The following is a 15,105-nucleotide window of genomic DNA, read 5'->3' as shown; positions in this document are numbered from 1 at the left end:
GGGCCGGTCACGTTCACTGGAGTGAGCCTTCTTTCACTTGCCGTGAGTCATGACCATGCCGTTCGATGCCGCTTCGCCCCCCCTTTGCGCGCCCCGGTGGCGCACCTTGCACGCCGACGAAGGCGATTGCCACCTGAGCCTCACCCTGGAAGGACGCCCCTTGATCGGGGTGCGCCTGGTGGCGGCGGATGGGGTGCATGTGCACCTCGAGCAGGTCTGCCCCGAGCGCCCGGAGCAAGCGCTGTGGGCCGCCTGCTATTGGCTGCTGTCGCGTGATCCGGCCTGCCAGCGCCTGGTCTGGCACTTGCCGCAGGCCCAACCGCAGGCGGTGGCCAGTGGCTTGCTGGTGCCGGGCGAGGCGCCGGGGCAGTACCTGTGCGAGCGCACGTTGTTCTGGCAGTTGCCCCAGCCCTGGCTGGGCGAGACCTTGGCCGGCGTTTACCCGCAGCAGATGCAGATCAGCCAGGGCAAGCGTCATCCACGCCGCACGCCCAAGCCGCGTGGCGAGGTGTATCGACGTTTCGATGCGCGCCTGGGGGCATGGGTGTCGCTGCGTACCCTGGAGATCGAGCAGGACCTGGAGCGCTTCAACCGTTGGCAGAACAACCCGCGCGTGGCGCATTTCTGGCAGGAGGGCGGCACGCTGGCGCAGCATCGCGAATACCTGGACAAGCTCGAACAGGATCCGCACACCCTGACCTTGATCGGCTGTTTTGACGATGAGCCCTTCGCTTATTTCGAAGCCTATTGGGCCAAGGAAGATCGTATCGCGCCGTTCTACCCAGCCGACGACTACGATCGTGGTATTCACATGCTGGTCGGCGAGGAAGCGCACCGCGGGCCGCACAAGGTCGCCAGCTGGCTGTCGGCGCTGGTCCACTACCTGTTCCTCGATGACCCGCGTACCCAGCGGGTGGTGGCCGAGCCGCGCGCCGACAACGGCAAGATGATCGGCTACATGCACGACCAGTGCTTCCATTGCGAAAAAGAATTCGATTTCCCGCACAAGCGTGCGGCGCTGATGATCCTGGGGCGTGAGCGGTTCTTCGAGCGCTGCACCTTGGTGTGAGGTGCGTTGTCTTGTAGGTGCCGGCGTTGTCTGCTTCGCCAGCAAGGCTGGCTCCTACGGGCTGAGGTTGGGCGCTGTGTAGGAGTCGGCTTGCCGGTGAACCGTGCTGTCAGCCCTGGCGGCTGCTCTTGCGGCAGTGGATCAGCGCATCGCGGATCATGAAGTTGACCAGCGTCGGCGAGACCCCGAGCTCCTTGGCGATGTCCTTTTGCGGCACGCCATGCAGCCGGTACATCTCGAAGGCATAGCGGGTGCGCGCGGGCAGCTCGTTGAGCGAGGCGGCGATGTGCTCGAGGGTGGCGAGGTTGATGTGGGTGGCTTCGGGCGAGGCGTTCTGGATGACCACGTTCAGGCCCTCCTCTTCACTGCCGGAGTACTTCAGCTCCATGGCCTGCTTGCGGTAGTGATCGATGGCCAGGTTGCGCACGATCTGGAGCAGGTAGCTGAGCTGGGCCTTGAACGATGAAGTGATCTGCGGGGCGGCGCTGAGCCGGAAGAAGGCGTCCTGCACCACATCCTCGGCGCGCGAACGGCAGCCGGTGATGCGCGCCGCGATCTTGACCAGGATGTTGCGGTTGTCGACGAACGCCTGGAGTAATGGTGAATCGCACTTACTTGTGGATAGTTGTTCCGCCATGGAAATCACCTTGTCTCAGAGGGGAAAGGGAGCACACCTCAAGGGGATGCTTCCTACGACGTGCGACAAGCTATGCGTAATGATAATGATTGTCAAATACGAAAGTTAATGAGTTTCGATTGATTTCAGTTCTAAGCGGCGACGCTGTGAAGCACGTCAACCGCGCCACTTGCATTGGCCTGATCCGGGCCTAATTTGTTGCCCCGTCCATCCGTTCCCCTGTGTACATCCGGCTGCCGAACGCTGCCCGCCTGTCATGCGCGGGGCCAGCCAGGCACGACTCACCCAGACACTGGCAGGAACATTCCATGACGGACGCCTTCGAACTCCCGCACTCGCTGGTCCAGGCCCTGGCACAGCGCGCCGCCCAGACCCCGGAACGGATTGCCTTGCGCTTTCTCGCCGACGCGCCCGGTGAACAGGCGGTGCTCAGCTACCGGGATCTCGACCAGCGTGCCCGCACCATCGCCGCGGCCTTGCAGGCCCGTGCCGACTTCGGCGAGCGCGCCGTGCTGCTGTTTCCCAGCGGGCCGGACTATGTCGCGGCGTTCTTCGGCTGCCTGTACGCCGGGGTGATCGCGGTGCCGGCCTATCCGCCGGAGTCGTCGCGCCAGCACCATCAGGAACGCCTGCTGTCGATCATCGCCGACGCCGAACCGCGTCTGCTGCTGACGGTAGAGGCGCTGTGTGACAGTTTGCAGGGCCTTGATGCCCTGGCTGCGGACAATGGCCCGACCCTGCTGGCGGTGGACCGCCTGGACCCGCAGCTCGCCGCGCAATGGCGCGAGCCGGTATTGGCGGGGCATGACATCGCCTTTCTGCAGTACACCTCCGGCTCCACGGCGTTGCCCAAGGGCGTGCAGGTCAGCCACGGCAACCTGGTGGCCAACGAGCAGCTGATCCGCCACGGTTTCGGCATCGACCTCAACCCCGATGACGTGATCGTCAGCTGGCTGCCGCTGTACCACGACATGGGCCTGATCGGTGGCCTGTTGCAGCCGATCTTCAGCGGCGTGCCGTGCGTGCTGATGTCGCCGGGCTACTTCCTCGCCCGGCCCCTGCGCTGGTTGCAGGCGATCAGCGAATACGGCGGCACCATCAGTGGCGGTCCGGATTTCGCCTACCGCCTGTGCAGTGAGCGGGTCAGCGAATCGGCCCTGGCCGGGCTCGACCTGAGCCGCTGGCGCGTGGCCTACTCCGGCTCCGAGCCGATTCGCCAGGACAGCCTCGATACCTTCGCCGGGAAGTTCGCCGCCTGTGGCTTCCAGCCCAGCAGCTTCTTCGCCAGCTACGGCCTGGCCGAGGCCACCCTGTTCGTCAGCGGCAGCCGCCGTGGCCAGGGCATCGGCGCCCTGGAGCTGGACGCCGAGGCATTCGCTGCCAACCGCGCCGAAGCGGGCCAGGGCAGTGTGCTGATGAGCTGCGGTTATCCGCAGCCGGATCACGCGGTGCGCATCGTCGAGCCGCAGCGCCTGGACGCGCTGGGCGACAACCAGGTTGGTGAAATCTGGGCGGCCGGGCCGAGCATCGCCCTGGGCTACTGGCGCAACCCCGAGGCCAGCGCCCGTACCTTCGTCGAGCGCGATGGCCAGACCTGGCTGCGCACCGGCGACCTGGGCTTCATGCGTGACGGCGAAGTGTTCGTCACCGGCCGGCTCAAGGACATGCTGATCGTCCGTGGCCAGAACCTCTACCCGCAGGACCTGGAAAAGACCTTGGAGCGCGAGGTCGGCGACCTGCGCAAGGGGCGGGTGGCGGTGTTCGCCGTCGATGACCAGGGCGAGGAGGGCATCGGCGTGGCGGTGGAGATCAGTCGCAACGTACAGAAAGCCCGCCAGCCCGATGAATTGATCAACACCCTGCGCCGAGTGATCGCCGACGCCTGCCGCCAGGCGCCGGCGGTGGTGCTGTTGCTCAATCCGGGAGCCTTGCCCAAGACTTCCAGCGGCAAGCTGCAACGTTCAGCATGCCGTCTGCGCATGGACGACGGCAGCCTCGATTGCTACGCGCGTTTCCCTTCTGCACCGGCGCAGGCGCTCGCCAATACCACCGGCGACGCCCTGCAAACCCGTATCGCCGCTATCTGGCGTGAGCTGCTGGGCGTGGAAGCGGTCGCGGCGGATGATCATTTCCTGCTGTTGGGCGGCAACTCCATCGTCGCCACCCAGGTGAGCGCGCGGTTGAGTGATGAACTCGGCATCCAGCTGAGTTTGCGAACCCTGTTCGAAGCGCCGACCCTGGCCGACTACAGCGCCGCGGTGGCGACCATTCTCGCGGATGGCAACCGCGTCGTCGGGCGCATCGACCACCAGGGCCGTGACCAGGCGTTGGCCCAGTCGCTGGCGCAGAATCGGTTGTGGTTGCTGTGGCAGCTTGAGCCGCAATCGGCCGCCTACAACATTCCGGCTGGCCTGCACTTGCGTGGCGAGCTCGATGAAGACGCCCTGCAGGCCAGCTTCCAGGCCTTGGTGGCGCGCCACGAGTCCCTGCGCACGGTCTTCGACGAGGTCGATGGCCAGGCCCTGCAACGCATCCTGCCGAGCCTGCCGCTCAGCGTGCAGCGCCTGGACCTCGAAGGCCTCGAGGCCGACGAAGTGGCGGCGCGCCGCGAACAGGAAGCGCAACAGCCCTTCGACCTGCGCCAAGGGCCGCTGCTGCGGGTGACCCTGGCGCGCCTCGACGACGAGCAGCACCAGTTGTGGGTAACCCTGCACCATATCGTCGCCGACGGCTGGTCGCTGAATATCCTGCTCGACGAGTTCGCCCGCCTGTACGCAGCCCAAGGCCAGCCAGTGAGCCTGGCCGAACTGCCCCTGGGCTATGCCGACTACGGCAACTGGCAGCGCCAGTGGCTGGCCGATGGCGAAAGCGCCCGCCAACTGGCGTACTGGCAAGCCAAGCTCGATGGCGAACTGGCGGTGCTCGACCTGTGCACCGACCAGCCACGGGCCAGCCTGCGCGATCCGCGTGCCGCGCGCCTGAGCGTCAAGGTGCCGGCCCAGCTTGGCGCGGCCCTGAAAGACCTGGCCCGTGACCAGCAGGCCAGCCTGTTCATGGTCCTGCTGGCCGGCTGGCAAGCGCTGCTGCATCGCTACAGCGGCCAGGGCGATATCCGTGTCGGCGTGCCCAACGCCAACCGCCCGCGCCAGGAAACCCAAGGCATGGTCGGTTTCTTCATCAACACCCAGGTGTTGCGCGCCGAGCTCGATGGCCGCCTGCCATTTGCCCAGCTGCTGGGGCAGGTGCGCCAGGCGACCCTGGAGGCCCAGGCGCACCAGGACCTGCCGTTCGAGCAGTTGCTCGAAGCGCTACCGAAGGCCCGCGAGCAGGGATTGTTCCAGGTCATGTTCAACCACCAGCAACGCGACCTGTCGGCCCTGCGTCGACTGCCCGGCCTGCTGGCCGAGGAACTGCCGTGGCACAGTCGCGAAGCCAAGATCGACTTGCAACTGCACAGCGAGGAAGACCACCAGGGCCGCCTGACGCTGGCGTTCGACTACGCCGTCGGGCTGTTCGAACCCGTTACCGTCCAACGCCTGGCCGGCCATCTGCTGGCGTTGCTGGAGCAGGTCTGCGCCGCGCCGGACCTCGCCCTTGGCGAAGTGCAACTGCTGGATGAGCAGGGCCGTGCGCAGCTGCTGAGCTGGGGCCAGGCGCCGATGGCCAGCGCGCCAGGGCTGGTCGTCGAGCAGCTCAACGAGCAGGCCCGGCAGACCCCCGAGCGCACCGCGCTGGTCTGGGACGGCGGCCAGCTCGACTACGCCGAGCTGCACCAGCAGGCCAACCGCCTGGCGCACTACCTGCGCGACAAGGGCGTCGGCCCCGATACCTGCGTGGCCATCGCCCTGGAGCGCTCGCCACAGCTGCTGATCGGTTTGCTGGCGATCCTCAAGGCCGGCGGCGCCTATGTGCCGCTCGACACCGACTACCCGGCCGAACGCCTGGCCTACATGCTCGCCGACTGCAAGGCCGGCCTGCTGCTCAGCCACAGCGACCTGCTCGACACGCTGCCCCAGGTCGACGGCGTCAGCGCCATCGCCCTCGACCAGTTGCACCTGGACAGCTGGCCGAGCCAGGCTCCGGGCCTGCACCTGCACGGCGACAACCTGGCCTATGTGATCTACACCTCGGGTTCCACCGGCCAGCCCAAGGGCGTGGGCAATACCCATGCGGCATTGGCCGAACGCCTGCACTGGATGCAACAGGCTTATGCCCTGAATGAAAGTGACGTACTGATGCAGAAGGCACCGATCAGCTTCGATGTGTCGGTGTGGGAGTGCTTCTGGCCACTGCTCAGCGGCTGCAAACTGGTGCTGGCCGGCCCTGGCGAGCACCGCGATCCGCAGCGTATCGCGCAGCTGGTCCAGCAGCATGGGGTGACCACGCTGCACTTCGTGCCGCCGTTGCTCCAGGTGTTCGTCCAGGAACCGCTGGCCGCCGGTTGCAGCAGCCTGCGTCGCTTGTTCTCCGGCGGCGAGGCGTTGTCCGCGGCGCTGCGCGATCGTGTGCTGCAACTGCTGCCCCAGGTGCAGTTGCACAACCGTTATGGGCCGACCGAGACCGCGATCAACGTCACCCACTGGCACTGCCAGGCCAGTGACGGCGAGCGCTCGCCGATCGGCCGGCCGCTGGGCAATGTGCTGTGCCGGGTGCTCGACGATGAATTCGAACTGACCGCGCCGGGTGTGCCGGGTGAACTGTGCCTGGGCGGCGCGGGCCTGGCCCGTGGTTACCTCGGCCGTGCCGGCCTGACCGCCGAACGTTTCGTGCCCCAGCCCGACGGTGACGGCGCACGGCTGTACCGCAGCGGCGACCGCGCGCGCTGGCAGGTGGGCAGCGCCGCGCTGGATTACCTCGGGCGCCTTGACCAGCAGGTGAAGGTGCGTGGCTTCCGTGTCGAGCCCGAGGAGGTCCAGGCCGTGCTGCTGGCCCAGGCAGGCGTCGAGCAGGCGTTGGTGCTGATCCACAAGGATGCCGTGGGTGCGCAGTTGGTGGGCTACTACAGCGGGGTCGAACAGACCGCCGCCTTGCTCGCCACCCTGGCCGAGCGCCTGCCGGCCTACATGGTGCCGGCGCAACTGATCCACCTGGCGCAGATGCCCCTGGGGCCAAGCGGCAAGGTCGAGCGCAAGGCGCTGCCGGCCCCGGTGTGGCAGCAGCGCGAGCATGTCGAGCCGCAATCGGCGTTGCAGCAACAGGTCGCGGCGATCTGGCGCGAAGTGCTGAACCTGCCGCGCATTGGCTTGCAGGATGATTTCTTCGCCCTGGGCGGCCATTCGCTGTTGGCCACCCAGATCGTCTCGCGCACCCGTCAGGCGCTGGATGTCGAGCTGCCGCTCAAGGCCTTGTTCGAGGCCAGCGAATTGGGCGCGTTCTGTGCCGAGATCGCCCGCCTGCAGGACAGTGGCGCGCGTAACCAGCAAGGCGCCATCGTCCGGGTCGACCGCCGCCAGGCCGTGCCGCTGTCCTATTCGCAGCAACGCATGTGGTTCCTCTGGCAGATGGAACCCGACAGCCCGGCCTACAACGTCGGCGGCATGGCGCGCCTGCGTGGTGTGCTGCATGTGGACGCTTTCGAACGTGCCCTGCAAGCGTTGATCGTGCGCCACGAGACCCTGCGCACCACCTTCCCCAGCATCGATGGCAAGCCCTACCAGTGCGTGGCCGACGACAGCGGTGTGCAACTGGCCTGGCATGATTTCAGTAGCGTCAGCGCCGAGCTGCGCGAGCAACGCTTGCAGCAGCTGGCCGACGACCAGGCGCACCTGCCGTTCGATCTGGAGCGTGGGCCGTTGTTGCGTGCCTGCCTGGTCAAGGCCGGTGAGCGCGAGCATTACTTCGTGCTGACCCTGCACCATATCGTTACCGAAGGCTGGGCCATGGACATCTTTGCCCGCGAACTGGGCGAGCTGTACGAAGCCTTCGTCGACGAACGCGAATCACCCCTGGCGCCGTTGCCGGTGCAGTATCTCGACTACAGCGTGTGGCAACGCCAGTGGCTGGACAGCGGCGAGGGCGCCCGGCAGCTGGCCTACTGGCAGGCACGCCTGGGTGATGAACACCCGGTGCTGGCGCTGCCGAGCGACCGGCCACGCCCAGCGGTACAGAGCCACCGTGGCGCGCTGTACCGCTTCGACCTCGACCCTGCGCTGGTGCAGCGCGTGCATGCCTTCAACAGCCAGCAGGGTCTGACCCTGTTCATGACCATGACCGCCACCCTGGCCGCGTTGCTGCACCGCTACAGCGGCCAGCGCGACCTGCGCATCGGCGCGCCGGTGGCCAACCGCATCCGCCCGGAGAGTGAAGGGCTGATCGGTGCCTTCCTCAATACCCAGGTACTGCGGTGTGAGCTCGATGGGCAGATGAGCGCCCAGGCGCTGCTCGAACAGCTGCGCCAGGTCATCATCGAGGGCCAGTCGCACCAGGACCTGCCGTTCGAGCAATTGGTCGAAGCCTTGCAGCCGCCGCGTTCGAGCGCCTACAACCCGCTGTTCCAGGTGATGTGCAACGTGCAGCGCTGGGCGTTCCAGCAAAGCCGCGAGTTGGTCGGCATGCAGGTCGACTATTTGGTCAACGACGCCAGCGCCACCAAGTTCGACCTGTACCTGGAGGTCACCGACCTCGACGGCCGCCTGGGTTGCTGCTTCACCTACAGCCGCGACCTGTTCGACGAGCCGCGCATCGCGCGCATGGCCGAGCACTGGCAGCAGCTGCTGGTGGCCTTGCTCGACAACCCGGCCCAGCGTCTTTGCGAGCTGCCGATGCTCGGCGATGCCGAGCAACAGTTGCTGATCGGCCAGCTCCAGGGTGAACAGGATCTCGCCCTCGATCAGACCCTGCATGGGCTGTTCGCCGCCCAGGCCGAGCGCACGCCGCAGGCCCTGGCGCTGACCTTCGCCGGCCAGCACCTGAGCTACGCTGAACTGGACCAGCAGGCCAACCGCCTGGCCCGCGCCCTGCGCGAGCGCGGGGTCGGCCCGCAGGTGCGCGTCGGCCTGGCGCTGGAGCGCTCGCTGGAGATGGTGGTCGGCCTGCTGGCGATCCTCAAGGCCGGTGGCGCCTATGTGCCGTTGGACCCGGAATACCCGCTCGACCGCCTGCGCTACATGATCGAGGACAGTCGCCTGGGCCTGTTGCTTGGCCAGCGCGAGCTGCTCGAGCGCCTGGCGCCATTGCCCGAGGGCGTGGCCAGTTGGTGCCTGGAGGACGATGGCGCAAGCCTGTCGGCCTACAGCGATGCACCGCTGGACAACCTCAACCTGGCGCAGCACCAGGCCTATCTGATCTACACCTCCGGCTCCACCGGCAAGCCCAAAGGCGTGGTGGTCAGCCATGGCGAGATCGCCATGCACTGCCAGGCGGTGATCGCTGAATTCGGCATGCGCAGCGACGACTGCGAACTGCACTTCTATTCGATCAACTTCGACGCCGCCAGCGAGCGGCTGCTGACCCCCTTGCTGTGTGGCGCCCGTGTGGTGCTGCGCGCCCAGGGTCAATGGGACGCCGAGGAAATCTGCCAACTGGTGCGCACGCAGCAGGTCAGCATTCTCGGATTCACCCCAAGCTACGGCAGCCAGTTGGCCCAACACTTGGCCATGCAAGGTGAACAACTGCCCGTGCGGCTGGTGATCACCGGCGGTGAAGCCTTGACCGGCGAGCACCTGCAGCGCATTCGCCAGGCGTTCACGCCGCAGCAGTTCTTCAATGCCTATGGCCCGACCGAAACGGTGGTCATGCCGCTGGCTTGCCTGGCGCCTGAAGCGCTGCCCGTCGACGCCGGCAGCGTGCCGATCGGCCGGGTGATCGGTGCCCGTAGCGCCTATATCCTCGACGAGGATCTGGCCTTGCTGGCGCAGGGCGGTATCGGTGAGTTGTACATCGGTGGCGCCGGCCTGGCCCAGGGCTACCATGACCGCCCGGGGCTCAGCGCCGAACGCTTCGTCGCCGACCCGTTCAGCGCCGACGGTGGGCGCCTGTACCGCACCGGTGACCTGGTGCGGCTGCGCGCCGACGGGTTGGTAGAGTACATCGGCCGCGCCGACCAGCAGGTGAAGATCCGTGGCTACCGTATCGAGCTCGGTGAAATCGAGAGCAGCCTGCAAGCGCACGCGGATGTCGACGAAGCCGTGGTCCTGGCCCTCGACCTGCCGGGCGGCAAGCAGCTGGTAGGGTACCTGGTGTGCAGGCAGGCGACTGGCGACAGCGAGGCCCAGGCCCTGCTGCGTGAAGCGGTCAAGGCCGATGCCCGGCTGCATCTGCCGGACTACATGGTGCCGGCCCACCTGGTGCTGCTCGAGCGCCTGCCGCTGATGGGCAATGGCAAGCTCGACCGTCGCGCGCTGCCGGCCCCGGACCTGGAACAGGCGCGCCAGCACTACCAGGCCCCGGCCAACGAGCTGGAAAGCCAGCTGGCGCAGGTCTGGCGCGAGGTGCTCAATGTTTCGCGCATCGGCGTGCAGGACAACTTCTTCGAGTTGGGCGGCGATTCGATCCTGTCGATCCAGGTGGTCAGCCGTGCTCGTCAACTGGGCTTGCAGTTCACCCCGCGTGACCTGTTCCAGCACCAGACCATCCAGACCCTGGCGGCGGTAGTGACCCGCAGCGCCGCGCCCAGCGACATCGAGCAGGGCGCGCGCCAGGGGCGCATTGGCCTGACGCCGATCCAGCACTGGTTCTTCGACAGCGCGGTGGCGCAGCCGCAACACTGGAACCAGGCGGTGCTGCTCGAGGCGCGCCAGCCCTTGCAGGCCGAGCAACTGGAGCAGGCCCTCGGCGCGCTGGTGGCGCACCACGACAGCCTGCGCCTGCGCTTCATCCAGGCCAATGGTCGCTGGCAGGGCGATTATGCCCAGCCGGTCGCTCAGCCGCTGTTGTGGACCGCCACAGTGGGCGACTTCGACGCTTGCCAGGCGCTGTACACCGATGTGCAACGCAGCCTCGATCTCGACCAGGGCCCGCTGCTGCGTGCCTTGCTGGTGACCGACGGGCAGGGCGCGCAACGCTTGCTGCTGGCGATCCACCACCTGGTGGTCGATGGCGTCTCCTGGCGCGTGCTGTTGGAAGACCTGCAGGCGCTGTACCGTGGTGAAACGCTGGCGGCCAAGACCCACGCCATGGGCGATTGGGCGGCGCGCCTGGCCAGCTACGCCGGCAGCGACTCACTGCGCGACGAACTGAACTGGTGGGAAGCCCAACTGGGCGATGCCCGCCATGAGCTGCCCTGCGATCATCCGCAGGGTGGCAACCTGCAACGCCATGCCCAGAGCTTGGCCATCGAGCTGGATGTCGAGCAGACCCGGCAACTGCTGCAGCAAGCCCCGGCGGCCTACCGCACCCAGGTCAACGACCTGTTGCTGACCGCCCTGGCGCGCACCCTGTGCCGCTGGACCGGCGATGCCCAGGTGCTGGTGCAGCTTGAAGGCCATGGCCGCGATGGCCTGTTCGAAGACATGGACCTGACCCGCAGCGTCGGCTGGTTCACCAATGCCTATCCGCTGAGCCTGAGCCCTGCGCAGGGTGACGACGACGTGGCCCGGGCCGCGTCGATCAAGGGCATCAAGGAGCAACTGCGCCAGGTGCCGCACAAGGGCCAGGGCTATGGCGTGCTGCGCTACCTGGCCGATCCGGCCGGGCGCGAGCGCATGGCGGCGTTGCCCCAGGCGCGTATCACCTTCAACTACCTCGGCCAGTTTGACCAGCAGTTCGACGCCGCGGCCTTGTTCCAGCCGCTGGATGCGCCGGCGGGCCTGGCCCATGACCTGGATGCGCCGCTGCCGAACTGGTTGAGCGTCGACGGCCAGGTCTATGGCGGTGCCCTGCAACTGCGCTGGACCTTCAGCGCCGAGCGTTTCGAGGCGTCGACCATCGCCGCCTTGGCCGATACCTATCGCCAGGAACTGCTGGCCCTGGTCGCGCACTGCCTGACCGAAGGCAACGGCAGCTTCACGCCATCGGACTTCCCACTGGCGCAGCTGACCCAGGAGCAGATCGACGCGCTGCCGGTGCCGGCCGCCGAGATCGAAGACGTCTACCCACTGACGCCGATGCAGGAAGGCCTGCTGCTGCACACCCTGCTGGAACCTGGCACCGGCCTGTACTACATGCAGGACCGCTACCGGATCAACAGCGCCCTGGACCCCGAGCGCTTCGCTCAGGCCTGGCAGGCCGTGGTCGCGCGTCACGAAGCGCTGCGCGCCTCGTTCAGCTGGAACGCCGGCGAGGCGATGCTGCAGATCATCCACAAGCCGGGCAACCTGGCGCTGGACTACCAGGATTGGCGCGGTCTAGACGAGGCGGCCCAGGAAGCGCGCCTGCAAGCGCTGCATAAAGAGGAGCGCGAGGCCGGTTTCGAACTGCTGCGCGAAGCACCGTTCCACCTGCGCCTGGTGCGGGTGGACAAGGCGCGCTACTGGTTCATGATGAGCAACCATCACATCCTCATCGATGCCTGGTGCCGCTCGCTGCTGATGAACGACTTCTTCGAGCTGTACCAGGCCCTCGGCGAGGGCCGCCAGGCGAAGTTGCCGGTGCCGCCGCGCTACCGCGACTACATTGGCTGGTTGCAGCGCCAGGACTTGGCCGAGGCGCGCCAGTGGTGGCACGACAACCTGGCCGGTTTCGAACGGGCCACGGCGGTGCCCAGCGACCGACCGCTGCGCCATGACCACGCCGGCGACGGCATGGTCGTGGGGGATTGCTACACCCGCCTCGAGGTCAGTGAAGGTGCGCGCCTGCGCGAGTTGGCCCAGGCCCACCAGCTGACCGTCAACACCTTCGCTCAGGCGGCCTGGGCGCTGACCCTGGCGCGCTACAGCGGCGAACGCGATGTGGTGTTCGGCGTCACCGTGGCCGGGCGCCCGGTGAGCCTGCCGCAGATGCAGCGCACCGTCGGCCTGTTCATCAACAGCATCGCCTTGCGCGTGCAACTGCCCCAGCTGGGCGAGCGGCGCAGTGTGCGCCAGTGGTTGCAGGGCCTGCTCGAATGCAACATGCAACTGCGTGAGTACGAGTACCTGCCGCTGGTGGCGATCCAGGAGTGCAGCGAGCTGCCCAAGGGCCAGCCGTTGTTCGACAGCCTGTTCGTGTTCGAGAACGCCCCGGTGGAAACCGCGGTGCTCGACCATGCCCAGCACCTGAACGCCAGCTCCGATTCGGGCCGGACCCACACCAACTTCCCACTGACCGCGGTGTGCTACCCCGGCGACGACCTGGGCCTGCACCTGTCGTTTGACCAGCGCTACTTCGACTTCGCCACCGTCGAGCGTCTGCTGGCGGAGTTCAAGCGCCTGTTGCTGGCATTGGTGGAAGGCTTTGACGGCGAGGTCGACGCCTTGCCGCTGCTGGGCGCCGAAGAGCAACGCTTCCTGCTCGAGGACTGCAACCGCACCGCGCACCGCTACGCCCTGGAACAAAGCTACGTCGAGCTGTTCGAGGCGCGCGTCGCCGCCCATCCGCAGCGCACCGTCGCCCGCTGCCTGGAGGCGTCCTACGACTATGCCGGGCTGAACGTGGCGGCCAACCGCCTCGGGCATGCCCTGGTCGCGGCGGGCGTGGCCATCGACCAGCCGGTGGCGTTGCTGGCCGAGCGTGGCCTGGCGCTGCTGGGCATGATCGTCGGCAGCTTCAAGGCCGGCGCCGGCTACCTGCCTTTGGACCCGGGCCTGCCGTCGGCGCGCCTGCAACGCATCGTCGAGTTGAGCCGTACGCCAGTGCTGGTGTGCAGCGCCGCCTGCGCCGAGCAGGCGCGCCAGTTGCTCGATGAAGTGGCCGGCGCGGTGCGGCCTAAGCTGCTGGTGTGGGAAGAGGTGCAGGCGAGCAACGTGGCCAGCCACAACCCCGGCATCCACAGTGCCCCGGACAACCTGGCCTATGTGATCTACACCTCCGGCTCCACCGGCCTGCCCAAGGGCGTGATGGTCGAGCAGCGCGGCATGCTCAACAACCAGCTGAGCAAGGTGCCGTACCTGGCGCTGGACGAGCAGGACGTGATCGCCCAGACCGCCTCGCAGAGCTTCGATATTTCGGTGTGGCAGTTCCTGGCCGCGCCGCTGTTCGGCGCCACGGTGCAGATCGTGCCCAATGCCATCGCCCACGATCCGCAGGGCCTGCTGGCGCATGTCCAGGACACCGGCATCACCGTGCTGGAAAGCGTGCCGTCGCTGATCCAGGGCATGCTCGCCAGCGACCACCAGGCCCTCGACGGCTTGCGCTGGATGCTGCCCACCGGCGAGGCGATGCCGCCAGAACTGGCCGCCCAGTGGCTGCAGCGCTACCCGGCCATTGGCCTGGTCAATGCCTATGGCCCGGCGGAGTGTTCGGACGATGTGGCGTTCTTCCGCGTCGATGTCGCCTCGACCCAAGGCAGCTACCTGCCGATCGGCACGCCGACCGACAACAACCGCCTGTACCTGCTCGGCGAGGACCAGACCCTGGTGCCGCTGGGCGCGGTGGGCGAGTTGTGTGTCGCCGGCACCGGCGTGGGGCGTGGCTATGTGGGCGATCCGCTGCGTACCGCCCAGGCCTTCATCCCGCACCCTTACGGCGCGCCGGGCGAACGCCTGTATCGCACCGGCGACCTGGCCCGCCGCCGACCCGATGGTGTGCTGGAGTACGTTGGACGTATCGACCATCAGGTGAAGATCCGGGGTTATCGCATCGAGCTGGGCGAGATCGAAGCGCGCCTGCACGAGCAGCCGGAGTTGCGCGATGCCGCGGTGGGTGTGCAGGAGGGCGTCAATGGCAAGCACCTGGTCGGCTACCTGGTGGCCCACCAGGGCGTCACCGCCGATGCCGACCTGCTCGACCAGCTCAAGCACCGCCTGCGTGCCGAGCTGCCGGAGTACATGGTGCCGCTGCACTGGGGCTGGTTCGACAGCCTGCCGCACAACGCCAACGGCAAGCTCGACCGCAAGGCGCTGCCGGCCATCGAGATCGGCGGCCAGCACAGCCAGGCCTACCTGGCGCCGCGTGACGAGCTGGAGCAGACCCTCGCCGGCATCTGGGCCGATGTGCTCAAGGCGCAGCGGGTGGGCGTGCGCGACAACTTCTTCGAGCTGGGCGGGCATTCGCTGCTGGCGACGCAGATCGCCTCGCGGGTGCAGAAAGCCTTGCAGTTGAACGTGCCGTTGCGGGCGATGTTCGAGTGCAGCACGGTGGAGGAGCTGGCGGACTATGTGCGCGGGCTGCAGGACAGCGCACTCGACGAAGACAAGGTCGACCGCCTGAGCGATCTGATGGCTGAGCTGGAGGCGCTGTAAGGCCTAGGCGATCGCCCAGTCCTTTGGGGCTGGGCTGTCGCGCAGGTACCTATTGTCCCTGTGGGAGCAACTGTCTTGCTCAATTTCTAAAGCTAGCGCGATTCCTGTGGGAGCGGGCTTGCCCCGCGAACACCGGCATAGCT

3 protein-coding genes are annotated in these 15,105 nt (G+C 67.2%); 2 read left to right on the top strand and 1 reads right to left on the bottom strand.

Annotated features, from left to right (window positions below):
- Positions 1-55: 55 nt before the first annotated feature.
- Positions 56-1,069 carry a GNAT family N-acetyltransferase gene (locus HU772_RS16555; RefSeq protein WP_186661974.1) on the top strand — a complete coding sequence of 338 codons (1,014 nt, stop codon included), beginning with the start codon at positions 56-58 and terminating at the stop codon, positions 1,067-1,069.
- A 109-nt stretch (positions 1,070-1,178) separates the two neighbouring features.
- On the opposite strand, the gene HU772_RS16550 is transcribed toward HU772_RS16555, so the two are convergent.
- A complete protein-coding gene (locus HU772_RS16550) occupies positions 1,179-1,706 on the bottom strand; it encodes an RNA polymerase factor sigma-70 (protein WP_186661975.1) in 528 nt (175 codons plus the stop codon).
- A 308-nt stretch (positions 1,707-2,014) separates the two neighbouring features.
- On the opposite strand from HU772_RS16550, the gene HU772_RS16545 reads away from it, so the two are divergent.
- The gene (locus HU772_RS16545) at positions 2,015-14,962 is read left to right on the top strand and encodes a non-ribosomal peptide synthetase (RefSeq protein ID WP_186661976.1); all 12,948 of its coding nucleotides are present in this window, start codon (positions 2,015-2,017) and stop codon (positions 14,960-14,962) included.
- Positions 14,963-15,105 lie beyond the last annotated feature (143 nt).

The organism is Pseudomonas xantholysinigenes, from assembly GCF_014268885.2.
GTDB classification, from domain to species: Bacteria; Pseudomonadota; Gammaproteobacteria; order Pseudomonadales; family Pseudomonadaceae; genus Aquipseudomonas; species Aquipseudomonas xantholysinigenes.
Note: the sequence above shows the minus strand (reverse complement) of the source record. Positions and strands in the feature narration are given on the sequence as shown.

Excerpts from the sequence above, each read along its gene's own strand:
- HU772_RS16555 (WP_186661974.1), top strand. The coding sequence starts at position 56 with ATGCCGTTCGATGCCGCTTCGCCCCCCCTTTGCGCGCCCCGGTGGCGC.
- HU772_RS16545 (WP_186661976.1), top strand. The coding sequence starts at position 2,015 with ATGACGGACGCCTTCGAACTCCCGCACTCGCTGGTCCAGGCCCTGGCA.
- HU772_RS16550 (WP_186661975.1), bottom strand. The coding sequence starts at position 1,706 with ATGGCGGAACAACTATCCACAAGTAAGTGCGATTCACCATTACTCCAG.